The following is a 23,901-nucleotide window of genomic DNA, read 5'->3' on the forward strand; positions in this document are numbered from 1 at the left end:
GCCGGCACCTCACAGGGTTAATTGAACAGCATGGGATTGGGTGATCACATCCGCCAGCAACTCGCCGCGAAGGCGTTGATGCGGCAACTGGAACGCGTCTCCGAAGAGGCGCAGACGCCGGGCGCGCCATTGCCTACTGGCGGCACGCGCGCGGCGCAGGACGCGTCGCGCGCCGCGCTGTGCAGCTTCGAGACCATGCCGGGTTATCAGCAGGTCGAAATATTGCGGCAGATGGGCGAGAAGCTGCAGGTCCAGTCGCCGTTTTTCCGCGTGCACGAAGGCATTGCGGGGGCGACCACCCAGATCGGCGGCGCGCAGTATCTGAACTACGCGAACTATAACTACCTCGGCCTTGCCGGCGATCCGCTCGTGTCCGCGCGCGCGAAAGAGGCGATCGACCGTTATGGCACGTCGGCGTCGGCGAGCCGGATGGTGGCGGGCGAACGGCCCGTGCAGCGCGACCTCGAAGCGGCGCTCGCCGCGTTGTACGAGGTGGACGATTGCGTTGTGTTCGTGAGCGGGCATGCAACCAACGTGACGGTGATCGGCTCGCTGTTCGGCCCCGGCGATCTGATTGTGCACGATTCGCTCGCGCACAACAGCATCGTGCAAGGTGCGCAATTGAGCGGCGCGAAACGGTTGAGTTTTCCGCACAACGACTGGCAGGCGCTCGACGCGCTGCTCGCGCGCGTGCGGCACGATTACCGGCGCGTGCTGATTGCGATCGAAGGCCTGTACAGCATGGACGGGGACATCCCCGATCTGGCGCAGTTCGTCGACATCAAACGCCGGCATGCCGCGTTCCTGATGGTCGACGAGGCACACTCGCTCGGCGTGCTGGGCGAGCAGGGCAAGGGCGTTCGCGAGCATTGCGGCGTGGCGAGTGGCGATGTCGATATCTGGATGGGCACGCTCAGCAAAACATTGGCGGGATGCGGCGGGTTTATCGCCGGCTCGCAGGCGCTGATCGATATCCTGCGGCATCTCGCGCCTGGCTTTCTGTATAGCGTTGGCCTCGCGCCTGCACTGGCGGCGGCGTCGCTCGCGGCGCTCGAACGGCTGATTGCGGAACCGGGGCGGGTGGCGCTGCTGCGCGCGCGTGGCAAACAGTTTCTGGATGAAGCGCGAGCCGCCGGTCTCGACACCGGCAAAAGCGCGGGTTATGCGGTCGTACCGATCATTACCGGCAGCACCTTGAAGGCGGCGCAGTGGGCCAACGCGATGTTTGCGGAAGGCATCAACGTGCAGCCGATTTTCTATCCTGCTGTCGAAGAGAAGGCGGCGCGTTTGCGGTTTTTCATCTGTTCGACGCATGAGCCGGAACAGATTAGCCGAACCATTGCGGCGCTCAAACGCCTGCCTCGTTAACGAGGAACACTCAGAGGATCACTCGCCATGTACGCCGTTCAATCAGAGCGCGCTCGCGCACCATCTCAGGGCCGCGAATCCGGCGCGCTGCAGTTCCGTCCTGCGCGAGCCGAAGACGCCGAGGCGTGTGCGCCGTTGATCTTCGCCTCGGGCGTGCGTGAGTTCGGGTTCTTCCTCGGTGAAACCGACGACCGGTGCATCGCGTTTCTGAAATTCGCGTTCACGTCGAAGCACGGCCGCTTCTCCTATCAGCGGCACCGCGTCGCTGTGACGGGTCACGATAAGGTGGTGGCCGTGCTTGCCGTGCATGACGGCCGGAACATCTGGTTTGACGATCCTCATGTCGCGCTGATGCTGTTCGTGTTTTTTGGCGTGCGCTGCACCGTTGGAATGTTGTTGCGCGGGCTGGTGCTGGAGAGTGAGTTGCCCGCGCCTAAGTCGTCGCAGACGCTGATTGCGCATTGTGCGACCGTTGAACCGCTGAGGGGTACCGGTGTGTTCAGCGCGCTGCTGACCCATGCGTTGCGCGCGGGTCCGACGCACCATGAACCCGATCGGCAGGTCGTTCTGGACGTCCTGGTGAGCAATCGGCGTGCGTACGATTTGTATGAACGCCTGGGCTTTGTCGAGTTGCCGCGCCGAGCGCCGATTTCGCGCCGCTTGCCGCGCGAACTTGAGTCGGTGCGGATGCAACTGATGCGTCGAGCCTGATCGGAATTCGAGGGGCAGGTTGCGCAAATCTAAAAAAGTACGTAGAGAGGAAATAAGACCATGCATATTCATCCAGTGATTCTTTGCGGCGGGAGCGGCACGCGGTTGTGGCCAATGTCGCGTGGCGGATATCCGAAGCAGTATCTCAAGCTGACGGGCGAAAACACGCTGGTTCAGCAAACCGCATTGCGTCTGCGAGGCATCGCCGACATCGCATCGCCGATCGTCGTCACAAACAATGAACAGCGCTTTCTGGTTGCCGAGCAGTTGCGCCAGGTCGATGTCGTTTCATCGGCAATCGTGCTCGAGCCGGCCAGCCGCAACACGGCGCCGGCTATCGCGGTAGCGGCGTTGCTGGCTTTGCGCGAAAGCCCGGACTCGTTGTTGCTCGTTCTGCCGTCCGATCATGTGATTGCCGGCGAAGCGGCTTTCGTCAAAGCGGCCGAAACTGCCGCGCAGATTGCCAGAGACGGCTATCTGGTCACTTTCGGCATTACGCCAACCGAGCCGCACACCGGCTACGGCTACATCCGTGCGGGCTCGACGCTCGAAGGTGCGGAGAGCTTTGTGGTCGATTCCTTCGTCGAAAAGCCGGATACGGAAACGGCACAGCGTTTTCTCGCTGATGGGCGCTACTACTGGAATAGCGGCATGTTCATGCTGAAAGCCTCCACCTACATGGAGGAACTGCGCCGCTACGAGCCAGAAATCGCGAAGCAGGCGGAGCTTTCGCTGGAGGGGGCGCAACGCGACCGTGATTTCGTCCGTCTCGAAGCACAAAGCTTCTCGGCCTGTTCCAACATCTCGGTCGACCATGCCGTGATGGAAAAAACGAAGCGCGCCGCCGTGGTCGCGGTAGCGGATCTCGGCTGGAACGACATCGGTTCGTGGACCGCGCTTGCTGACATTGCGGAGCGCGATGCGCAGGACAATGCCTTGATCGGCGACGTGCTAACCGATGCGGTGACCAATTCGTACATCCGCGCTGAACACCGGTTGGTGGCCGCAATCGGGCTGGATAACGTCGTGATCGTGGAGACGGCTGATGCGGTGCTCGTGGCGCATCGCGACCAGGCACAAGACGTCAAGAAGATCGTTGCGCAGTTGAATACCATGGGACGTCACGAGTCGGTCACACACCGTCGCGTGGTGCGGCCGTGGGGATCGTACGAAGGCATTGATAGCGGCGACCGGTTCCAGGTCAAGCGGATCGTCGTCAGCCCCGGCGCGCAACTGAGCCTGCAGATGCATCATCATCGTGCGGAGCATTGGATCGTCGTCAAGGGCACCGCACTCGTCACCAACGGCGATAAAGAAGTCATCCTCACTGAAAATCAATCGACGTACATTCCGCTCGGGGTTACGCACCGTTTGCTGAATCCGGGCAAGATTCCGCTCGAGTTGATCGAGGTGCAGTCTGGCGCCTATCTCGGCGAGGACGATATCGTCCGTTTCGAAGACACCTATGGGCGTGTCGCGAAGGCTTAACAGCAATCGCGTTTGCTCGCAGTGCACACGGTGGCGACCTCGTTGCCGTGTGACGATCGGCCTTCGCCAGCACACCCACGCGTGAGTTCCGTGCGGCCCGGTATGCGGAGTCACCGTCGTGCTCGGGATTGACCCGCCTCGAAACACGCGTTAGCATCGTTTCCATGATTGCATCTATCTTCTCCCGTCCGCATTCTTTGCACGCATGCTGTTGCAGCCTGCCAAGGGGAGCTTGCGTCTAGCGAGTCGATCTGTACCTGTCCGTATCCCTGAGGCCACCCGTTACAAGACCGGTGGCCTTTTTGTTTTGGTCTGTCCGTTTTCGTATCTGGCGTGGGCTTTACGGTCTCTTTTACGCTCACTGCCGCGCTCAATACCACAGGAGTTCACATGCCGGTTGCCCTGTACGACACCTGGTCGCGCACCTTGCGCGCTTTCACGCCGATTCAGGCGGACCATGTGGGCCTGTATTGCTGCGGCCCTACCGTGTACGACCACGCGCATATCGGCAATCTTCGAACCTACGTGTTCGAAGACGTGCTGCGACGCGTGCTGGCGTTGAACGGCTACACCGTGCGGCACGTCGTCAATATTACTGACGTCGGCCACCTGGTCTCCGATGCGGACGAAGGCGAAGACAAAATGGAGAAGGGCAGCCGGCGTACGGGCGAATCGGCGTGGGCAATCGCAGAACGCTATACAGCGGCGTTCATGAACGACTGGCGCGCGCTGAACCTGCTGGAGCCCACCGTGTGGTGCCGCGCAACCGACCACATTGCCGAACAGATCGACTTCATTGCCGAACTCGAACGCAAGGGCTACACGTACCGCACAATCGACGGCATCTACTTCGACACGAGCAAACAGGACGAATATGGCTTTCTGGCACGTCTCGATGTAGCGGGCCTGCAGGCCGGAAAACGCGTTGCACTGGGAGAGAAGCGGCACGCGACGGATTTCGCGCTGTGGAAATTCAGTCCACCGGATACCCTGCGGCAAATGGAGTGGGATAGCCCATGGGGAAGAGGCTTTCCCGGTTGGCATATCGAATGCTCGGCAATGTCGGCGAAATACCTGGGCCCGTGGTTCGACATTCATTGCGGCGGGGAAGATCACATCGCGGTGCATCACAGCAATGAAATCGCGCAGACTCAGGCACGCCATGGAACCCGCCTCGCGAACTTCTGGATGCACGGCCATTTCCTCACGCTGGACACCGGCAAGATGTCGAAGTCGGGCGGCGACTTCGTGCGCCTGCGGACGTTGACCGGGCGCGGCGTCGATCCGCTTGCATATCGTTACTTATGCCTGAGCGCCCATTACCGGAGCAGCTTGCGCTTCAATCTGGACGCACTGGACGCCGCGCAATCCGCGTTGGACCGTTTGCGCAGAGTCTATGTGCAATGGCCGGAAGGAGGCATGCCCGATACGCATAGCGTCGCTCGTTTCAAGGTTGAGGTCGATCAGGATCTGAATCTGCCGCGTGCGCTCGCTGTGCTGTGGGACGTGGTGAGAAGCGATCTTCCGGCGGCGACGCGGCGGGCGACGGTTGACCGCTTTGACGCCGTGCTCGGTTTTCGGCTTGCCGACTGGAAGAAGGACGTGTCCGCGATTCCCGCGATTCCCGTGGATATCGCGCTTCTTGCCGATGAGCGTGAAAGGGCGCGTGCGGCGAAAGACTGGAACGAGGCCGACCGTCTGCGTGACCAGTTAAGAGCCGAAGGCTGGCATGTTGAGGACAGCTCGAGTGGTCAGGCACTGCGTCGGCTCGATAAAACGCAATAACGCTGTTAGGGCATGACGGTGGAAGACACATTCGACGATTTCCACTGCGATCGCCGGATAACGCGAGCAGTAAGTAGTCCAACACGCTACTCACCGAAGGAGCAGTACATGACGGACACGATTGTGATCGACTGGTCGGCCCTGCCGGTACCCATTGACGATGGCGCCGCCAGACATCTGGAAGGATCCCGCTTGCCGGATATCTCGCTGAACTCGATCAACGGCGAAGCGGTGGATCTCAGCAGCCTTGCGGGGCTCAAGGAGCATCGATACGATTGAACGTCGATCGGCGCGTAGAAAAACCGCATTGAAGATAGACGAACCGCCGTACTGGCCCGTCTATTTTCATGCGGTTTCTCGCCCGCCTTAGAGCGGCACCACTCCAGGTTCGGCGTGCGAAAGCGGCTTGCCGTACGGCAAAAAGACAGGCCCGCAACCCCAATGAATTGGCGGGCATTGATACCAGCCGCGTCGAATGACGATAGGCGGCATCATTTCTCCGGGGCAAGGAGGTGGTTCCCGCGTGAGGTAGGCGACGCCGCCGCGAACGGATTGCGACGCTGACTGGTCGAGTTCATCGGCGCGGGGCAAATCCTTGAGAATGAGATTTTTCATGATGGATCTCCGGCAAGGTTGGATTGGCAGCGAGCCCGGACATCGCCGCGCTCATTCATTCCAATCGCACACACCATGCCATCCACCGCAAAGCGGCGTGCCGTCCACATCCACGGATCTTGCGAGCGCAAGGTGATCGGGATAGACAGACTCGCGACGCCACGGTGTCGGTGCGCTACCAACAGCGTGCGTGACGAACCACCGCGGCTAGCGCGCCGCCCGCCATCCGGCAAGGAGGGCGGGCAGTTCGGCCATGTCCCGAAAGACATGCACCGCGCCCGCGCCATGCAAGGCCGTTGCGCTGCTGTGGCCCAATTCTTCCGGACAATAGCCGAACACCGTAGCGCCGGCGGCCACGCCTGCAGTCGCGCCCGTGACGGTATCTTCAACGACCGCACAACGTTGCGGATTCACGCCGAGCCCCGCGGACGCGGCGAGGTAGACATCGGGATAGGGCTTGCTGCGCGGTGTTTCGTGGCCGCTGAAAATGCGCCCTTCGAAGCAGTCGAGAATGCCGGCCTTCGCCAGTTGCAATTCCACCTTGAGGCGATCTGCGCCCGACGCAACGGCAATGCGTCCGTCGAGTGCCGCGTAGAGCGTGCGCACCGCCGACGCGGCGCCGTCAATCGCCACCATATCCTGATCGAGCGCCTCGTTACGGCGCGCACGAAACTGCATAAGCCACTCAGTCGTGATTGCGAAGCCGGTCCGCGCTTCAATGAGTGCCGCTTCATCCTTGACGGCCTTGCCGACAAAAATGCGCATCGTCTCTTCGACGCTCAAGCGCCAGCCCAACTCGCCGAGCATCTCGGTCAGCACGCGGTTGGTGATGGGTTCGGAGTCGACGAGCACGCCGTCGCAGTCGAAGAGTACGGCGTCGAAAGGGAAATCGGCCATCGGGCAGGGAACGGATAGAGGTCGCGGAACCGGCAAGGATACCTCACCGGCTCGCGCGACGCCGCGCGAAGGCCTGGTGGCCGCCCGCTGCGAGCGTCATCGCAGAAGTTCTATGCGCATTGAAACATCAGCTGGTTAGGATTCGAGGGGCGAACATTGCGCCGTCTATCCATTTCCATTCATTTCAATAACGTTTGCTATCGTTTTGCTTTCGTTGGGCCGCGGCGTGGAGGCCGCTCTGTCTGTCACGACTCGCATGCTTCAGCGCGTTTCTTTCAATACAAATAAAAGCGACGGATTTTTCAGGCTGTTGCGTTAAAGGAGAAACGGAGCCGCTTCTGGCTTCGGCTCTTAGGGGAGAAACCAGCATGACATCGACCAAACCGGTCCGCTTTCTGACTTCCGTGCTCGCTGCCGCGATCACGTGCGCCGCTGCGCTGACCGCCGCGCCTGCCTTCGCACAAGCCGTGATCGTGGCGCCCATGGCGCCGCCACCGGCGCGCGTCGAAGTGATGCCGGCGCCGCGTGCCGGCTATGTCTGGGATCAGGGCCGCTGGCGGTGGGACCATGGCCGTTACGTGTGGGTGCCCGGCCACTGGCAGCCGGTTCGCGTCGGGTATCGCTGGGTGCCGGGACATTGGGTGCAGCGCGGTCCGAACTGGCGCTGGGTTGAAGGGCATTGGGCCTGAACGTTGCGCGCCGTGGCGCGCCGTGGCGCGCGTGGGCGCGCTTCGGCGCGCATTGCAACTTTGCAACCCAACCGGACAGGTTCTTATGAAAACGCTCGTGATCATTCTGCTTGCGGCTACACTCGCCGGCTGTGTCGTCTACCCGGCGCGGCCGGCCTACTATCGGCCGGCGGTCGTCGTATATTGATTGGTATGCATGCTGCAATCCGTCCGGTGCGCGCCCTTCGAATCGGTGCGCGCACAACCAGTCGATCCGCGCTGCGCGTGCCGCGCGCGCTGTGGAGCCGCATGCCTTGAGCGAACGCGATCCCGATGCGGAGCTGTTGGCGGGGGTTGCCCGGCAGGACCCGGCCGCCGTCCGCTCGCTTGTCGCGCGCAAGTTGCCGCGTCTGCTCGCGCTCGCCACGCGCATGCTGGGAGATCGGATGGAAGCCGAAGACGTGGCGCAGGAGGTCTTCGTGCGAATCTGGAAACAGGCTTCGCGCTGGCGGGAAGGTGAGGCGAAGGTCGATACGTGGGTGCATCGCGTCGCGCTCAATCTTTGCTATGACCGCTTGCGCGGCCGTCGCGAGGTCCCGCACGACGAGATGCCCGACGAGATCGACCCGGCCGCATTGCCTGACGCCACCCTCGAAGCGCGCGCCCAGGACGAACGTGTTCGCGAGGCGCTCGCCGCGTTACCGGCACGGCAGCGCGAGGCACTGGTGCTCAATTACTACCAGGAGATGTCGAACATCGACGCTGCCGCCCTGATGGGCATCACGGTCGATGCGTTGGAAAGTCTGCTGGCACGTGCGCGCCGCAATCTGCGCGCCCAACTGGCCGGCAGCGGCCTTAGCAAGGACAAGTCATGACGCCCGAAAGATTCCATCAGATCGTCGAAGCCTACGGCGCCGATCCGCGCCGCTGGCCGCAACAGGAACGCGCAGCGGCAGAGGCCTGGGCCGCGGCCCATCGTGCCGAGGCCGCTGCCGTGCTGGCGGACGCGGCCGGTATCGATGCGTGGCTGGCGGCCGACAAGGTCGATCCGCCGGGCGCGGCGCTCAAGCAGCGCATTATCGGCAGCGCACCCGTACGGCAGCCGATCGTGCCGCGCCGGCGCTGGTGGTGGTCGGGCGCGGCGGTGGCTGGCGTCGGATTGCTGGGCGGCGCGGCCGGCGCTTTTGCGGTGTCGTTCTTCGTTTTGACGGGGACGGTTCCGCCAGCGCACGAGTTCTCCTATTCAACTTCGAGTTTCGGTGGTTCATCCGCCGATTGGAGCGGCGAATGAACGGCCGGTCATGGAAAATCGTGCTGGTGGCTTCGCTGGTGCTCAACGTGTTTCTGCTGGGCGCGATTTGCGGTGGTGCTTATCAATGGTTCGCGGCGCATGGCGCGATGATCCCGATGCTGGGGCAGCAGCGAACGGCGCTACGCTTCGCCGCCGAAACGCTGCCGCCTGAGCGTCAGAAGGCCTTTGTCGACGGTCTGAAGAATGCGCGCCGTGAAGGCCGGCAGTTTGCCCGCGAGGGACGCGAAGGGCGTCACGAAGTGTTGCGCCTGCTCGCCGCGCCGCAATTCGATCGCGCGGCGCTGGACGCAGCGCTGGCCCGCACGCGTGCAGCCGACAGCAGCCTGCGCGCGCAAGTGGAGGGCAGTGTGGCGGATTTTGCGGCAACGCTGTCGCCCGAGGAGCGCGTCGAATTCGCCGACAGCCTGAAGCTGCGCGGCCAGTGGCGAGAACCGCAGCCATCCGCCAACGCGAAAAAGCCACCGCAGCCGGCCGCAAGTGACGCGACGAGTGCAGCGTCGGGCGAATAAATATTTCTGGGCGGGCGCGACGGATTGCATCGTGACGGCCGTTTAAAGAAATATCCAACGCCGAAGAGGACGGTATGGCTACATCACCGAACATGAATGCCGCGGCGATTGCGCTGAATCGCTTCGGTCTCGGCGCGCGTGCCGACGACACGCCGCCTGCCGACCCCAAGGGATGGCTGCTTGCGCAGTTCGAGCAGTATCAGCCGCGGCCTGCCGCATGGGCGAGCCAGCCTGATTCGGTGGCGCTGTCCACCGAACTGGCGCAGCAGCGCATGCAGATCAACCAGCTGAACCGGCAGAATCAGCAGAATCAGCAGGGTGTCAGCGAAGGCGCGGCCAATCAGGCGAATGCGCAAACCAGCACGCAAAACACCGGGCAAAACACCGCGCAAGGTGCATCGGACACCGCCGCTCAAACTACTAAGCAAGCCGAACGAAAAGCACTGCGCGGCGAAATTCTCGACATGTATCGTTCCTCGGTGAACGCGCGTGTTGCAAGCGCGCTGACTACGCAGACACCTTTCGTCGAACGGCTGGTTCATTTCTGGGCGAACCATTTCGCGGTGTCCACGGAAAAGCCCGCCGTCGCGGCACTGGCCGGCGCGTTCGAAGCGGAAGCGATCCGCCCGCACGTGCTCGGCCGTTTCGAAGACATGCTGGTCGCGGTCGAACGTCATCCGGCCATGCAGTTGTTTCTCGATCAGACGCGCTCGGTCGGACCGGACAGCGTGGCGGCCATGCGCGCCGCGGAACGCAATCCGGGCGTCAAACGCGGTCTGAATGAGAATCTGGCGCGCGAAATCATGGAGCTGCACACGCTCGGCGTGCGCAGCGGTTATACCCAGGATGACGTCACCGAATTCGCCCGTGCGCTGACCGGCTGGAGTCTCGCCGGCAACCCTGGCAACCCTGGCAATGCCGGCAATCCGGGCCGCCCAGGCATGCAGCCGAACGCGGCCCCAGGCACTTTCGTGTTTCGCGTCGCGCTGCACGAGCCGGACTCGAGAACCATTATGGGCCGCCGCTATGACCAACCGGGAGAAGCGCAGGCGCTGGCGATTCTGCACGATCTCGCGAGCGCGCCCGCGACGGCGCAGCACATCGGCGGCAAGCTCGCCCGTCACTTCGTCGCGGACAATCCGCCGCCTGAAGTGAGCGAGCGGCTGGCGAGCGCGTTCGAGCGCAGCGGCGGCGATCTGCCAACCGTGTACCGAACGCTGATCGACATGCCGCAGGCGTGGTCGCCGGCCGCCGTGAAGTTCAAGACGCCGTGGGAATGGACCCTTTCCTCGATGCGCGGGCTGGGCTGGCAGGACCTGGGCAATTTGCAGGCCGCTCCCATTCTGACGCAACTCGGCCAGCCGGTATGGCGCCCAGGTTCGCCCGCCGGTTACGACGACATTGCCGCAAGTTGGGCGGCGCCCGACGCGCTGGTGCGCCGGGTCGAAGTGGCGCAGCGCTTCGCATCGCGCGTCGGCGACCGGCTCGATGCGCGTTCGCTCGGGCAGACCCTGCTGGCCGGCTCGCTCAGCGCGCCGACTGCCACGGCTGTGGCGCGAGCCGACAGCGCATCGACGGCGATCGCGCTGCTGCTGGTCTCGCCGGATTTTCAACGGAGATGAATGCCATGCTTTCACGCCGCAAGTTTCTAAGTGTTGCCGCTGCAGGCGCGGGCGCGATTCTCGTGTCGCCGCGGATCGCTTTTGCAAGCGTCGCAACCGATCGCCGTTTCGTGTTCGTAATCCAGCGCGGCGCGGCCGACGGTCTGAACATCGTCGTGCCGTATGCCGAGCCCGCGTACGCGACACTGCGCGGCGCGCTGGCGATCGACGTCTCCAGTGCGACCCGGCTCGACGGCACCTTCGCGCTGCATCCTTCGCTCGCGCAGACCGCCGCGATGTATGCGAATCATCAGGCGCTGTTCGTGCACGCGGTGGCGTCGCCGTATCGCGACCGTTCGCATTTCGACGGGCAGAACGTGCTGGAGACCGGCGGCACGTCACCGTATCAGATGAAGGACGGCTGGTTGAATCGGCTCGTCGCCTCAATGCCCGCCACGCGCGAGAACGCGATCGCCTTCGCGCCGACCGTGCCGATGGCGCTGCGCGGCAAGGCCGCGGTGACGTCGTACGCGCCCTCTGGGTTGCCGCAGGCGCCTGACGATCTGCTCATGCGGGTCTCGCAACTGTACGACCAGGACGCGCAATTGCGCCCGCTCTGGGAATCGGCCATGACCGCGCGCGGTCTCGCGGGCGACGCCGGTGCGCGCCAGGACCCGGCGAGCCTCGGCAAGCTTGCCGCCGGATTTCTGTCGCGCGACGACGGTCCACGTATCGCGATGATCGAAACCGGTGGCTGGGACACGCATACGGCGCAGAACGCACGCCTCGCCAATCAGTTGAAATCGCTCGACACAATGCTCGCGGCGTTGCGCGACGGCATGGGGCCGTTGTGGAACAAGACCACCGTGGTGGTGGCAACCGAGTTCGGCAGAACCGCCGCCGCCAATGGCACGGGGGGCACCGATCACGGCACCGGTTCGGTGGCGATGGTGCTGGGCGGATCGGTGGCGGGCGGGCGCGTGCTTGCCGATTGGCCCGGCCTGAAACCGGGCGACCTTTACGAAGCGCGCGATCTCAAGCCGACCCAGTCGCTCGATGCTTTGATCGCCGGTGCCGCGAGCGAAAGCCTCGGACTCGATCCGCAGCGTACGGCCGCCACGCTATTCGGCCAGACCGCCGGCATGCGGCCGATGACAGGCCTCGTGCGCGCATAACCCAAAAAAATCACCAGGGAGAGCAAAGGAACATCAGCTAGCGTGCAATCGCGCCAGGTAGACCGTTTCAAATACCAGGACGATGGCAGGACAGCGTCAGGACGTATCAGAACGAAAAGCAGAACGAAAAGCAGAACGAAAGGCAGCGCCGCAAATTGGCTCTTGCGGCGCCGCCCATCGCAACCCGTCTTCATTGATCAATCGCGAATCAATCGCGAATCAATCGCGAATCAAGCGCGAATCAATCGCGAATCAAGCGCGAATCAATCGCGAATCAATCGCGAGCCGCGATCAACCCCCACCGCCGCCTTGCGTGCCGAGCGTCAGCTTGTTGTTCACTGATGTCACGCCTGCAACGCCCTTGGCCACTTGTTCCGCTTGCGGGATCTGCGCGCCATCGGGCACCGTTCCAGTCAACGTCACTGCGCCGCTACGGGCCCGGACGAACACGTTCGACACATCAAAACCCTGCGCTTTCCCCAACGCCTTGCGCACGGCCAGACCCAACTTGCGGTCCGTGCTCTTCATCGCTTTCGAATTCGGCGCCGCCATGGTGCCTGATGCCATCGCGTCGCTCGACTGGGCGTAGGCACTGGACACCGTCGCCAAACACAATGCGATGCCGAGCGTCTTCAATAGATTGACTGTTTTCACGTTTTCTCCATTCCTCGAAAAAGTTGATTTCGCATCGTTGCATGCAAAAAACCACGCGCCTGTAAGCACATTTGCGCCTGCATGGAGCCCCCTGTCTTATAGAAGAGTGACGTTGTGACGCTCCCAGCGCGCTTAAACAATACTCCAGCAAACGCGAGAGTGTCGAAAAAACTGACCAGACCGCCTGGCTCACGATTCGCCTATCATGGCGGCTTCGATCTTTAAAGGTCCAGCGCAGATGTCTGATGGCGTACAACAAGAACTACTCGAACCAGGCACGGATGCCGCTGCATCGTCAATCGATTACGGCTTGTGGGCCCTGACGTTCAGCTACGTGCTCAGCCAGTTTTTCCGCAGTTATATCGCGGTGATCTCCACCCAGCTGATCGGCGATTTCCATTTCTCGCCGCAAATGTTCGGCTGGTTCGCGGGCTCGTTCTTTCTCGTGTTCGCCATCGCGCAACTGCCCGTCGGCATCATGTTCGACCGCTATGGCGTGCGCGGACCCACCGCGCTTCTGATGGGCATCGGCGCCGCGTGCGCCGGCATTCTGTCGATGACCACGAGCGCAACCGTTGCGCTCGCCGCGCAAGCCGGCATCGGACTGGGTTGCGCGCCCATCTTCATGGGGCTGCTCAATTACGTATTGCGTACCGGCCACGGCACGCACAATGTGCGCGCCGTCACGACGGCAAGTGCGATCGGCATGGCGGGTGCCTTGCTGGCCGCGTTGCCGTTGAGCCGGGCCACGGCCAGCTTCGGCTGGCGTCCGGTCATGGTCACCGCTGCGCTTGCCATGCTATGCGCGACGCTTGGTGTCGTATGCCTTGTGCGCCGGCGTGATGCCGCCGCGCATGAACGCAGCCTCGCTGCGCCGCAACACGCGGCAGGCGCCGCGAAACGGCGCACCGGTTTCTGGACCTTGATGCCGGCCTGTCTCGCGCTCTCGGTCGGCAGCACGTTTCGTACCTCGTGGGGCGGCCCGTATCTTGCCGACGTCTACGGATTCGACGTCATTGCGCGCGGTAATGCAATGACCGTCACCAGTGTGATCGGCATCGCCGCATCGTTCTGTATTCCCGTAGCCGTGCGGTTCTGCGCGCCCAAGCTGATTTCGCTGCTGTGGCTGATCGCCGGCGTGCTGGCGGCACTCGTGCTCGCGCTCAGCCCGGACGGCAACTGGGTGGTCAGTGTCGCGCTGATATGCGTGTTGTTCTCGGTCGGCTCGATCCACCCGCTCGTGATGTCGCAAGCACGCGCCATCATCACGCCGCGCCGGCTTGGACTCGGCCTGGGGCTGCTCAACAGCCTGGTTTTTCTCGGCGTGGCGCTGACCAGCAGTTGTTTCGGCTGGATCGCGGGCGCCGCAAAACAGGCGCATCGATCGAACGTGGGAATCTACTCGGCGCTGTTCGCCGTGACCGTCGTGCCGCTTGCAATCGGCGCGGCCGTCTATTTTTTCAGCCCGGTGGTGGCGCCGAAAGAAGAAGCCTGAGCGACTGTTTGCATGTGTCTATAATTCCGCAGCCCGGATCACCCTTGATCCGGGCCACGGTTTGTCATTCGGATGGTGCCGTTTCGCAGGAGCGCATTTCATTTTGAGCAAAACCAATCACAGCCCGATCGATAATCCGGCCGACGGCACGGGCAGCGGAGATATTGCGCAAACACCCGTTGCATCCGCGAGGGCAAATCCGGTCCTCGCGAGCCGGACGGCCCACGAGGCGCACAAGGACGACCGGCATTTCGTCACCGCGCTCGCGCGCGGGCTCGAGGTGCTGGCGTGTTTTCGCTCGGGCGACAAAGCGCTGAGCAACCAGGAACTCGCGCTGCGTTGCAAGCTGCCGAAATCGACCGTATCGCGCCTGACTCATACGCTCACGCTGCTCGGCTATCTGATTCATTTGAAAGAGAGCGGCAAATACCGGCTTGGCACGGCTTCGCTCGCGCTAGGCAGTGCGATGCTGGCGCGGCTCGACGTACGCAAGATCGCCCGGCCGGTGATGCAGGAATTGGCCGACATCTCCGGCGCAACGGTGTCGTTGGGTACACGCGACCGGCTCTCGATGATCTACGTGGAAAATTGCCGGGGCTCGGTTGCGCTCGCGGTGACGCTGGAAGTCGGCTCGCGTATTCCGGTTGCTACGTCGGCGATTGGGCGCGCATGGCTCGCGGCGATCCCAGAACACGATCGCCTCAGTTTCATGGAGCAGGTGCGTGAACTCGATCACGTGTCGTGGCCGAAAACCCGCCGCGGCATTGAGAACGCGCTCGAAGATTACCGCACGCTCGGCGTCGCGACTTCGTTCGGGGAGTGGCAGAAAGACGTTAACGGCATCGCGCGCGCTTTCCAGCCGGGCGGCGAGCTGCCGGTCATGGCGATCAATGTCGGCGGCCCCTCATTCAAGCTCTCGAAAGAATTCCTGCTCGAAGAAGTGCGGCCGCGCCTGATCGACGTGGTGACCCAGTTGGAAAGCGCGCTGTCGCATTGATTGAGCGACAGCGTTCAGAACGCTGGGGCGCTGCGCTCGCACCTAGAACCACCGAGGCGCCATGCTGAGCGTCGTATCGTCGAGATCGCGCAGCGTGGCAAGCATCAGCGAAACGCGTGGCAATTCCCAACGGAAGAACCATTGGCACGCATGCAGCTTGCCGCGATAGAAATCACCGTCGGTTTCGCTTTTCACCTCGGGTAGCGCAGCGCTCGCAACGATCGCCTGCCGCAACCACGTCCATGCAAGCACGATATGGCCGAATGCTTCGAGAAACGCATTCGCGTTGGCGAGCGCGCGTTCGCTTTCGTTCGCCAGCGTCGGCAATAACGCTTCAACCGTCCCGGTCAATTCGGTCCATGCCTTGCCGAGCGAATCGGCATGCGCTTGCAGCGCCGGATGAACCCGCGCCGATTCGACGCTCCGCTGGATTTCACGCCCCAACAGCTTGAGCGCGGCACCCTGTTTCATCACGACTTTGCGGCCAAGCAGATCGAGCGCCTGGATACCGTGCGTGCCTTCGTGAATCATGTTCAGGCGGTTGTCACGGTAAAACTGCTCGACCGGATATTCGCGCGTATAGCCGTAACCGCCGTGAATCTGGATCGCCAGACTATTCGCTTCGAGGCACCACTGCGACGGCCACGATTTCACCACCGGCGTGAGCAGATCGAGCAGCAGGCCCGCTTCGGCACGTGCGGTGTCGTTCTCGCCAGTGTTTTGTTCGTCGACCAGACGCGCCGCATACAGGCACAGCGCATACGCGCCTTCCACATAGGCCTTTTGTGCGAGCAGCATGCGGCGCACGTCGGCGTGTTCGATCAGCGGCAATTGCGGATCGAGGGGGTTCTTGTTGTCAGGGCGCCGTCCCTGGGGGCGTTCGCGCGCGTAATCGAGCGAGGCCAGGTAGCCGCGGTAGCCGAGCATGACCGCGCCGAGGCCAACGCCGATACGCGCCTCGTTCATCATGTGGAACATGTAAGCGAGACCCTGATGCGCTTCGCCCACCAGTTCGCCGATGCATTCGCCGCGTTCGCCGAACGACAGCATCGTCGACGTGGTGCCACGCCAGCCCATCTTGTGAATCAGCCCCGCGAGCGCGACGTCGTTGCGCGCGCCGAGACTGCCGTCGTCATTCACGTGGAACTTCGGCACGGTGAAGAGCGAGATGCCCTTGACGCCCGGCGGCCCGCCGGGAATACGCGCCAGCACCAGGTGGACAATGTTCTCGCTCAGTTCGTGATCGCCGCCCGAAATGAAAATCTTGTTGCCGCGGATCGAATAGGTGCCGTCTTCGTTGGGCGTCGCACTCGTGACGAGATCGGAGAGGCTCGAGCCCGCTTGCGGCTCGGTCAGCGCCATGGTGCCGAACGCGCGGCCTTCGAATAAGGCCTGCAAATACTTGCGTTTTTGCGCGGCACTGCCGAAACGTTCGATCACGTTCGCATTCGCCGTGGTCAGCATGGCGTACGACGAGGTGGCGATGTTGGCGCTCTTGAAGAGCGACAGGCACGCAAAGGAAATCACCGAGGGCAACTGCATGCCGCCCCATTCGTAGTCTTTGCCCGCAGCGAGAAAACCGGCCGTGCGGAACGCGTCGAGCGCTTCCTTTACCTCGGCGGGCATGCTCACGCGCTGGCCGTCGAATTGCGGTTCGTGTTCGTCCGAGAGGCGGTTGTGCGTCGCGAATTTTTCGGTGGCGACTGCATGAGCGGTTTCGAGTGCCGCGTTGAAGGTCTCGCGGCTGTGGTCGGCATGGCGCGCGCGCTGCGTGAGCGTCTCGGCCTCGAGCACTTCGAACAACTGGAATTCCAGATCACGCGAGTTGATGATCAGCGCATCTTGCATGGGAGAAGACCCGTCTAAAGGTGAGCCGCTATGCAGAACAACTGCGCGACACACGCGGAAACACACGAAATCGCGCGGACGCGGCCCGATTAAGAAGAGCGGCATTCGGGTAAGTCCCGATGATCCGCCCATCAGCGATGCGTGTCAGTTTAAATCAAAAGTGAATGAGCGTGCTTTTATTTACACGGCGATTTTCGGCACGTATGATGGTCAGAAAATCTGGAATGGAAGTCTGCATTGCAGAACAACCTGGAGGAGCGGCGTCATGTCTGTGAAAGACCTGTTTCAATTGGACGGCAAGGTTGCACTGATTACCGGCGGCTCCCGCGGGCTGGGCCTACAAATGGCCGAAGCGTTGGGGGAAATGGGCTGCCGCGTGGCGATCACCGCGCGCAAGGCCGATGAACTCGCCGAGGCGAAAACGCATCTGCAAAGCCTGGGGATCGAGGTGCAGACAGTGGTCAACGATCTACAGCGCTTCGAGGGTATTCCTGGTCTCGTCGATGAAGTGCTCGGCGTGCATGGCCGCGTCGACATTCTCGTGAACAACGCGGGCGCGACATGGGGCGCCCCCGCCGAGGACTACCCCGACGAGGCCTGGCACAAGGTGATGAACCTGAACGTCCACGCGCCATTCTTCGTCGCTCGCGAAGTCGGCAAGCGCAGCATGATCCCGCGCCGTGCCGGCAAGATTATCAACATTGCCTCGGTGGCGGGCCTGAAGGGTTCGCCGCCCGGCATGAACACGATTGCGTACAACACGTCCAAGGCTGCGGCCATCAACTTCACGCGGGCGCTCGCGGCGGAATGGGGCAAGTACAACATCAACGTCAACGCGATCTGCCCAGGCTTTTTCCCCTCGAAGATGTCGGCGGGCTTGCTCGACAAACTCGAAGGCACGATCGTCTCACGCACGCCTTTGCAGCGTCTCGGCGGCGACGAGGACCTCAAAGGCCCGGTCGTGTTCCTCGCGAGTGAAGCGTCGCGTCACATCACAGGCCAGTATTTCGCCGTAGACGGCGGCTCGATCATTGTCTGATTCATCAGTCTAACTGATCAGTCTAACTAAGCGGTTTGAAGCGCGGCGCGAGGTCCCAGGCACGCCCTGCGCACGTACATAACATGGAGACGCCGCATGGATTTTCAGTACTCGGACAAGGTCAAGAGTTTGCAGCAACGCCTGAACGCTTTCATGAGCGAGTACGTCTATCCGGCCGAGGCGGTTTTCGATGCGCAGATGGACGCCGCGCGTGAATCCGGCAATCGCTGGCAGCCCGCGCCGGTGATCGAGGAATTGAAAGCAAAAGCGAAGGCCGTGGGTTTGTGGAACCTGTTCCTGCCCGAGTCGAAATACGGGGCGGGGCTCACCAACCTGGAGTACGCGCCGTTGTGCGAAATCATGGGGCGCTCGCATATCGGCGCGGAGCCGTTCAACTGCTCGGCGCCGGACACCGGCAACATGGAAACGCTGGTGCGTTATGCCACGCCCGAGCAGCAACAGCAATGGCTGCTGCCGCTGCTCGACGGCACGATCCGCTCGGCCTTTGCGATGACGGAGCCGGACGTGGCTTCTTCGGATGCGACCAATATCGAAGCGCGTATCGAACGCGACGGCGATGAGTACATCCTGAACGGCCGCAAATGGTGGACTTCAGGCGCCAACGATCCGCGCTGCAAGGTCCTCATCTTCATGGGCAAGTCCAATCCGGATCACACGAACCGGCATCAGCAGCAGTCGATGATTCTCGTGCCGATGGACACACCGGGTGTGAAAGTGCTGCGCCATCTGCCGGTATTCGGCTATGACGACGCTCCGCACGGCCACGCCGAAATCGCCTTTGAAAACGTACGTGTGCCGGCCGGCAACATGCTGCTTGGCGAGGGGCGCGGCTTCGAGATTGCGCAAGGGCGGCTCGGACCGGGCCGGATCCATCACTGCATGCGCCTGATCGGGCGTGCTGAACGCGCGCTCGAGGCAATGTGCCGCCGCTCGCTCGAACGCGTGGCGTTTGGCCGGCCGATCGCCGATCAGGGCGTCACGCGTGAACGAATCGCCAACGCACGCATCATGATCGACCAGACGCGTTTTCTGGTGCTGAACGCGGCTCACAAAATGGATACGGTCGGCAACAAGGACGCGCGTCAGGAGATCGCCATGATCAAAGTGGCCGCACCCAGCATGGCGTGCCAGGTGATCGACTGGGCCATGCAGGTGCATGGCGGCGGTGCGGTCAGCGACGACTTCGGGCTCGCACGCGCGTATGCGAGTTCGCGCACGCTGCGTTTCGCGGACGGACCTGACGAGGTGCACCGTAATGCCATCGCGAAGATGGAGCTTGGGCGCTACCTTTAAACAAAGACGAAGTACGCACCACCGGTGTGAAACATACACAGACAGTAAGGCAGGAGACGCCTATGAACGAACGCCATCACCCGAATTGGCCGCCACAAGTGTCCAGGCATCTGACACTGCCCGAAACCAATATTTTCTATAACGCCGAGGTGTCGGCGGCGCGCTTTCCCGACAAGCCGTTCATTATCTTCTACGACACGCCGATCACGTTCGCCGGGTTCAAGGACGAAACCGAGCGCATGGCGGGATTTCTTCAGCAGGAATGCCACGTCAAGGCGGGCGACCGCGTGCTGCTTTACATGCAGAACAGCCCGCAATGGATCATTGCTTACTACGCGATTCTGCGGGCGAACGCCGTCGTCGTGCCGGTCAATCCGATGAACATGAGCGGTGAACTGGCGCATTACGTCGAGGACACCGAGGCGACCACGGTCATCGCGCCGCAATGCCTGTTCGCGAACGTCGAGCCGCTGATCGGTAAAGGGCCGGGGCAGGGTATCGAGCACGTTATCGTTGCGACGTATAGCGATTACCTGGAGCGGCCATCGCCGATTCCCGTGCCCGAATTCATAGCGGCGCCGCGCAAGACGTTCACTATTCCGGGTGTCGTGCCCTGGCGCGAGGTGCTCGAGCGGCGTATCGCGGCGGGGCCGTTGACCACCGGTCCAGACGACTTGTGCGTGATGCCGTACACGTCCGGCACCACCGGCAAACCGAAGGGCTGCATGCATACCCATCGCAGCGTGATGAGCACGCTGCTCGGCGGTTGTGCGTGGTTCTCGGCGCCCTCGGACGGTGTGTATCTAGCGGTGTTGCCGTTCTTTCACGTGACCGGCATGCAAGGCGGCATGAACAGCGCGATCTTCTCCGGTGCAACGATTGTCGTGTTACCGCGCTGGGATCGGGAAGCGGCGGCGCTATGCATGCAGAAATATCGCGTGACCTCGTGGCAGTCGATCACGGCAATGATGGTTGACTTTCTGTCGAACCCGAAGCTCGGCGAATACGACCTGTCGAGCCTGACAGGCGCTCGCGGCGGCGGCGCGGCGATGCCGGACGCCATTGCGAAAAAGCTCAAGTCGCTCACGGGGCTCGATTATGTCGAAGGCTACGGCATGTCCGAGACGATTGCTGCCACGCACATCAATCCGCCGCATCGGCCGAAGCCGCAATGTCTGGGCATACCGGTGTTCGACGTGGACTCGCGCGTGATCGATCCGGTCACGCTGCAGGAACTCCCGCAAGGCGAAACCGGCGAGATCGTGGTGAACGGGCCGCAGGTGATGCGGGGCTACTGGCGCAATCCCAAGGCAACTGAAGAAGCATTCATCGAACTCGACGGCAAGCGTTTCTTGCGGACCGGCGACCTCGGTCATATCGACGAGGACGGGTATTTTTTCATGACGGACCGCCTCAAGCGCATGATCAACGCATCAGGCTACAAGGTCTGGCCCGCGGAAGTCGAGGCGCTCATGTACCGGCATCCCGCGATCCAGGAGGTGTGTGTGATCGGCGTGAAGGACGCGAAGCGCGGCGAAACCGTCAAGGCGCTGGTGGTGCCCGCCGCGGCGCATGCCGGCACGATCAGCGAGCAGGAGATTATCGACTGGTCGCACGATCAGATGGCGTCTTACAAGGCGCCGCGCATCGTGGAGTTCGTGACGTCCTTGCCCAAGTCGGGCAGCGGCAAGATTCTGTGGCGCAAGTTGCAGGAAGAGGAAGCGGCGCGCGGGGTCGCAGCCAATGAGAGCGGCAGCCAAGGAGGCGCCTCGTCATGACATGGCTCGAAGCGTTACTGGAGGAACCGTTCGTCTGCATCACCGACATGCTGCGCCGCTTTGCCAAAGAGCGCCCTGAGCAGGCGGCGCTGATCTGCGACGGCGAGATCGTGACATACGCCGCGCTGGACGCACGAGTCGATCGCTTTGCCGCCGCGTTGCAGCGCGACGGCATCAAGCCTTGCGACGCGATTGCCTTGTGCGCGGCCGGCTCGGTCGACTATGCCGTGGCATTTCTCGGCGGCCTGCGGGCGGGGGCGGCGGTGGCGCCACTCGCGCCCTCGTCGAGCGCGGCGAGTCTCGTCAGCATGATCGGCAACTCGGGGGCGCGGCTACTGTTCCTCGACGCCGACGTCAAGCGCCTGCTCGAACCGGTGGCCGACGAGGTCAGCGCAATCCCCGTCGCGCTCGATGCGCATGCAGGCAGCACCGCACTTGAAGCGTGGCTCGCCCCCACGGGGGCCACGCCTGAAGCCGTGACGATCGATCCGGCGTGGCCGTTCAACATCATCTATTCGTCGGGCACTACGGGTACGCCAAAGGGCATCGTGCAGTCGCACGGCATGCGCTGGGCCTATGCGGTGCGCAGCATTCAGCGCGGCTATGGCCCTGAGGCCGCGACGCTGATCTCCACGCCCTTGTATTCGAACACGACGCTCGTGAGTTTCATGCCGACGCTGACCTTCGGCGGCACGGTTGTATTGATGCCGAAATTCGACGCCACACGCTATCTCGAGCTCGCGCAACAGTACCGTGTCACGCACACAATGCTGGTGCCGCTCCAGTATCAGCGTTTGATGGCGCATCCGGACTTCGACCGTTACGACCTCTCCAGCTTCCGGGCCAAGTTCTGTACCAGCGCGCCGTTCGCGGCGAGCGTGAAGGCGGACGTGGTGCGCCGCTGGCCGGGCAGGCTCACTGAGTACTACGGCATGACCGAAGGCGGCGGCTCGTGCCAGTTGGAGGCCGACGAATGGCCGACCAAGCTGCATACGGTGGGCAAACCGATGGAAGGTCACGATATCCGTTTGATCGACGAGTCCGGCAAGGAGGTGGCGGCAGGCGAGGTGGGCGAAATCGTCGGCCATTCGCCCGCGATGATGACGGGCTACTACCGTCAACCGGACAAGACCGCCGAGGCGGAGTGGTACGACCCGAGCGGTAAGCGCTTTATCCGCACGGGCGACATGGGGCGCTTCGATGCAGACGGGTTTTTGACGCTGCTCGATCGCAAGAAGGACATGATCATTTCGGGCGGCTTCAACGTCTATCCGAGCGATCTCGAGGCTGAACTGCGCACGCATCCCGACGTGGCGGATGTGGCGGTGGTGGGCGCGCAGTCGGAGCAGTGGGGCGAGACACCGGTTGCCTTCGTGGTGCGCCGGGCACATGCACCGATCGACGCCGAGGCGCTCCTTGCGTGGGTCAACGCGCGGCTGGGAAAAATGCAGCGGCTCTCCGCGCTGACATTCATCGATACCTTGCCGCGCAGTCCGATTGGCAAGGTACTGAAACGGGAATTGCGCGAACAGTACTATCCCGCCGCGCGTTAACTCGGAAAACAGCGCGGTGAAAAAACGCGGTGTAACAAGGCGCCTGGACATCTGACTGAACACACCAACTGGCAATGGGACAAGGCATGGACAATTTTGAAGGCAAGGTCGCGGTGATCACCGGCGCCGGCTCCGGATTCGGCCGTGAATTCGCACGGCTCGGTACGAAGCTGGGCATGCGCCTCGTACTCGCCGACGTGCAGCAGGACGCACTCGACGAAACGTTCGCCGAGGTGAGCGCGGCCGGCGCGCAGGCAATCGCGCGTCGCGTCGATGTCGCGAAAGGCGAGGAAATCGACGCATTGGCGCGCGCCACGCTCGACGCCTACGGCGGCGTGCATCTGGTCTTCAACAATGCAGGCGTGGGCGGCAGCGGCGGGCTCGTGTGGGAGAACACCGAACGCGACTGGCAGTGGCTGCTCGGCGTCAACCTGTGGGGCGTGATTCACGGCGTGCGGGTTTTCACGCCGCTGATGCTCGACGCCGCCAGGCGCGATGCGGGATATCGCGGGCACATCGTCAACACGGCGTCGATGGCGGGCATGCTCAACCCGCCCATGATGGGGCCGTACAACGTGTCGAAACATGCCGTGGTGTCGCTCACGGAATCGCTGTATCAGGATCTTTCGCTGGTTACGCAACAGGTGGCATGCTCAGTGCTGTGCCCGTATTTCGTGCCGACCGGTATCGCGAAGGCGCATCGCAACCGTCCGTCCGAACTGGCCAACGAGACGCCGCCGACCTTGTCGCAACGCGTGTCGCGCGCGATGAGCGAGAAGGCAGTGAGTTCGGGGAAGGTGAGTGCGCAAGAGGTCGCGGGAATGGTGTTCGATGCGATCCGCGAAGAGCAGTTCTATATCTTTTCGCATCCGCACGCGCTAGGCGCCGTGAAAACGCGTGCTGAGGATATCGTCGCGCCGCGCAATCCGACCGATCCGTTTGCCGAACGCCCTGAAGTGCGTGTACAGATTATCGAAGCGTTGAAGGGATAATCGCGAGTCGGCGGAAGCGCCGGCTCCAGAAACAAGAGGCATCAAATACGCAAGACCTTTAAAGCACAAGGCGCCGTGAAAATCACGGCGCCTTTTTTAAGC

General features: G+C 62.6%; 22 protein-coding genes. 18 read left to right on the forward strand and 4 right to left on the reverse strand.

Annotated elements, in window-relative coordinates; translation table 11 throughout:
* Positions 1 to 30: 30 nt before the first annotated feature.
* From KHO23_RS07500 to KHO23_RS07520, 5 genes are all read left to right on the forward strand, one after another.
* Complete coding sequence (locus KHO23_RS07500) at positions 31 to 1,368, forward strand: aminotransferase class I/II-fold pyridoxal phosphate-dependent enzyme (RefSeq protein ID WP_211610388.1); 1,338 nt, start codon at positions 31 to 33, stop codon at positions 1,366 to 1,368.
* 27 nt (positions 1,369 to 1,395) lie between these two features.
* Complete coding sequence (locus tag KHO23_RS07505; protein ID WP_211610389.1) at positions 1,396 to 2,079, forward strand: GNAT family N-acetyltransferase; 684 nt, start codon at positions 1,396 to 1,398, stop codon at positions 2,077 to 2,079.
* A 60-nt stretch (positions 2,080 to 2,139) separates the two neighbouring features.
* Positions 2,140 to 3,567: a mannose-1-phosphate guanylyltransferase/mannose-6-phosphate isomerase gene (locus KHO23_RS07510; protein ID WP_211610390.1), complete on the forward strand. Its 1,428-nt coding sequence runs from the start codon at positions 2,140 to 2,142 to the stop codon at positions 3,565 to 3,567.
* A 390-nt stretch (positions 3,568 to 3,957) separates the two neighbouring features.
* Positions 3,958 to 5,352: a cysteine--tRNA ligase gene (gene cysS / locus KHO23_RS07515; RefSeq protein WP_211610391.1), complete on the forward strand. Its 1,395-nt coding sequence runs from the start codon at positions 3,958 to 3,960 to the stop codon at positions 5,350 to 5,352.
* Between the two features lie 108 nt (positions 5,353 to 5,460).
* Positions 5,461 to 5,631 (forward strand): hypothetical protein, encoded by a 171-nt coding sequence (locus KHO23_RS07520; RefSeq protein ID WP_211610392.1) that lies wholly within the window; start codon positions 5,461 to 5,463, stop codon positions 5,629 to 5,631.
* A gap of 87 nt (positions 5,632 to 5,718) precedes the next feature.
* Here the strand turns inward: KHO23_RS07520 and KHO23_RS07525 are convergent, their stop codons facing one another.
* On the reverse strand, positions 5,719 to 5,967 hold the full coding sequence (locus KHO23_RS07525) for a hypothetical protein (protein WP_211610393.1): 249 nt from the start codon (positions 5,965 to 5,967) through the stop codon (positions 5,719 to 5,721).
* Between the two features lie 207 nt (positions 5,968 to 6,174).
* Entirely contained in the window at positions 6,175 to 6,864 is a 690-nt protein-coding gene (locus tag KHO23_RS07530) for an HAD family hydrolase (protein WP_211610394.1), read from the reverse strand.
* Positions 6,865 to 7,232: 368 nt separating this feature from the next.
* On the opposite strand from KHO23_RS07530, the gene KHO23_RS07535 reads away from it, so the two are divergent.
* From KHO23_RS07535 to KHO23_RS07560, 6 genes are all read left to right on the forward strand, one after another.
* On the forward strand, positions 7,233 to 7,553 hold the full coding sequence (locus tag KHO23_RS07535; RefSeq protein ID WP_211610395.1) for a YXWGXW repeat-containing protein: 321 nt from the start codon (positions 7,233 to 7,235) through the stop codon (positions 7,551 to 7,553).
* Between the two features lie 251 nt (positions 7,554 to 7,804).
* The gene (locus KHO23_RS07540) at positions 7,805 to 8,407 is read left to right on the forward strand and encodes an RNA polymerase sigma factor (RefSeq protein ID WP_211610781.1); all 603 of its coding nucleotides are present in this window, start codon (positions 7,805 to 7,807) and stop codon (positions 8,405 to 8,407) included.
* Positions 8,404 to 8,823 (forward strand): hypothetical protein, encoded by a 420-nt coding sequence (locus KHO23_RS07545; RefSeq protein ID WP_211610396.1) that lies wholly within the window; start codon positions 8,404 to 8,406, stop codon positions 8,821 to 8,823. The genes KHO23_RS07540 and KHO23_RS07545 overlap by 4 nt, the downstream gene beginning before the upstream one ends.
* A complete protein-coding gene (locus KHO23_RS07550; RefSeq protein WP_211610397.1) occupies positions 8,820 to 9,353 on the forward strand; it encodes a periplasmic heavy metal sensor in 534 nt (177 codons plus the stop codon). Before KHO23_RS07545 ends, KHO23_RS07550 begins: the two co-directional genes overlap by 4 nt.
* Positions 9,354 to 9,427: 74 nt before the next feature.
* Positions 9,428 to 10,975, forward strand: a complete 1,548-nt coding sequence (locus KHO23_RS07555) for a DUF1800 domain-containing protein (RefSeq protein WP_211610398.1) — start codon at positions 9,428 to 9,430, stop codon at positions 10,973 to 10,975.
* Positions 10,976 to 10,980: 5 nt separating this feature from the next.
* Entirely contained in the window at positions 10,981 to 12,129 is a 1,149-nt protein-coding gene (locus tag KHO23_RS07560) for a DUF1501 domain-containing protein (RefSeq protein WP_211610399.1), read from the forward strand.
* A 291-nt stretch (positions 12,130 to 12,420) separates the two neighbouring features.
* On the opposite strand, the gene KHO23_RS07565 is transcribed toward KHO23_RS07560, so the two are convergent.
* Positions 12,421 to 12,783 (reverse strand): BON domain-containing protein, encoded by a 363-nt coding sequence (locus KHO23_RS07565; protein WP_211610400.1) that lies wholly within the window; start codon positions 12,781 to 12,783, stop codon positions 12,421 to 12,423.
* Between the two features lie 238 nt (positions 12,784 to 13,021).
* Here KHO23_RS07565 and KHO23_RS07570 point away from each other — a divergent pair, with 238 nt between their 5' ends.
* Both KHO23_RS07570 and KHO23_RS07575 read left to right on the forward strand, forming a co-directional pair.
* Positions 13,022 to 14,278 carry an MFS transporter gene (locus tag KHO23_RS07570; RefSeq protein ID WP_211610401.1) on the forward strand — a complete coding sequence of 419 codons (1,257 nt, stop codon included), beginning with the start codon at positions 13,022 to 13,024 and terminating at the stop codon, positions 14,276 to 14,278.
* A gap of 163 nt (positions 14,279 to 14,441) precedes the next feature.
* Complete coding sequence (locus KHO23_RS07575; RefSeq protein WP_211610782.1) at positions 14,442 to 15,275, forward strand: IclR family transcriptional regulator; 834 nt, start codon at positions 14,442 to 14,444, stop codon at positions 15,273 to 15,275.
* Between the two features lie 42 nt (positions 15,276 to 15,317).
* Here the strand turns inward: KHO23_RS07575 and KHO23_RS07580 are convergent, their stop codons facing one another.
* Positions 15,318 to 17,123 carry an acyl-CoA dehydrogenase gene (locus KHO23_RS07580; RefSeq protein WP_211610402.1) on the reverse strand — a complete coding sequence of 602 codons (1,806 nt, stop codon included), beginning with the start codon at positions 17,121 to 17,123 and terminating at the stop codon, positions 15,318 to 15,320.
* Between the two features lie 265 nt (positions 17,124 to 17,388).
* Here KHO23_RS07580 and KHO23_RS07585 point away from each other — a divergent pair, with 265 nt between their 5' ends.
* The 5 genes from KHO23_RS07585 (at position 17,389) to KHO23_RS07605 (ending at position 23,799) form a co-directional block, all read left to right on the forward strand.
* Positions 17,389 to 18,162, forward strand: coding sequence for an SDR family oxidoreductase (locus KHO23_RS07585; protein ID WP_211610403.1), 774 nt, complete (start codon positions 17,389 to 17,391; stop codon positions 18,160 to 18,162).
* Between the two features lie 96 nt (positions 18,163 to 18,258).
* Positions 18,259 to 19,476: an acyl-CoA dehydrogenase family protein gene (locus tag KHO23_RS07590; protein ID WP_211610404.1), complete on the forward strand. Its 1,218-nt coding sequence runs from the start codon at positions 18,259 to 18,261 to the stop codon at positions 19,474 to 19,476.
* 62 nt (positions 19,477 to 19,538) lie between these two features.
* Entirely contained in the window at positions 19,539 to 21,254 is a 1,716-nt protein-coding gene (locus KHO23_RS07595; protein WP_211610405.1) for a long-chain fatty acid--CoA ligase, read from the forward strand.
* Entirely contained in the window at positions 21,251 to 22,807 is a 1,557-nt protein-coding gene (locus KHO23_RS07600; RefSeq protein WP_211610406.1) for a class I adenylate-forming enzyme family protein, read from the forward strand. The genes KHO23_RS07595 and KHO23_RS07600 overlap by 4 nt, the downstream gene beginning before the upstream one ends.
* A gap of 86 nt (positions 22,808 to 22,893) precedes the next feature.
* Entirely contained in the window at positions 22,894 to 23,799 is a 906-nt protein-coding gene (locus KHO23_RS07605) for an SDR family oxidoreductase (protein ID WP_211610407.1), read from the forward strand.
* Positions 23,800 to 23,901: the final 102 nt, after the last annotated feature.

Source organism: Paraburkholderia haematera, from assembly GCF_905220975.1.
In the GTDB taxonomy this organism is placed as follows: domain Bacteria; phylum Pseudomonadota; class Gammaproteobacteria; order Burkholderiales; family Burkholderiaceae; genus Paraburkholderia; species Paraburkholderia haematera.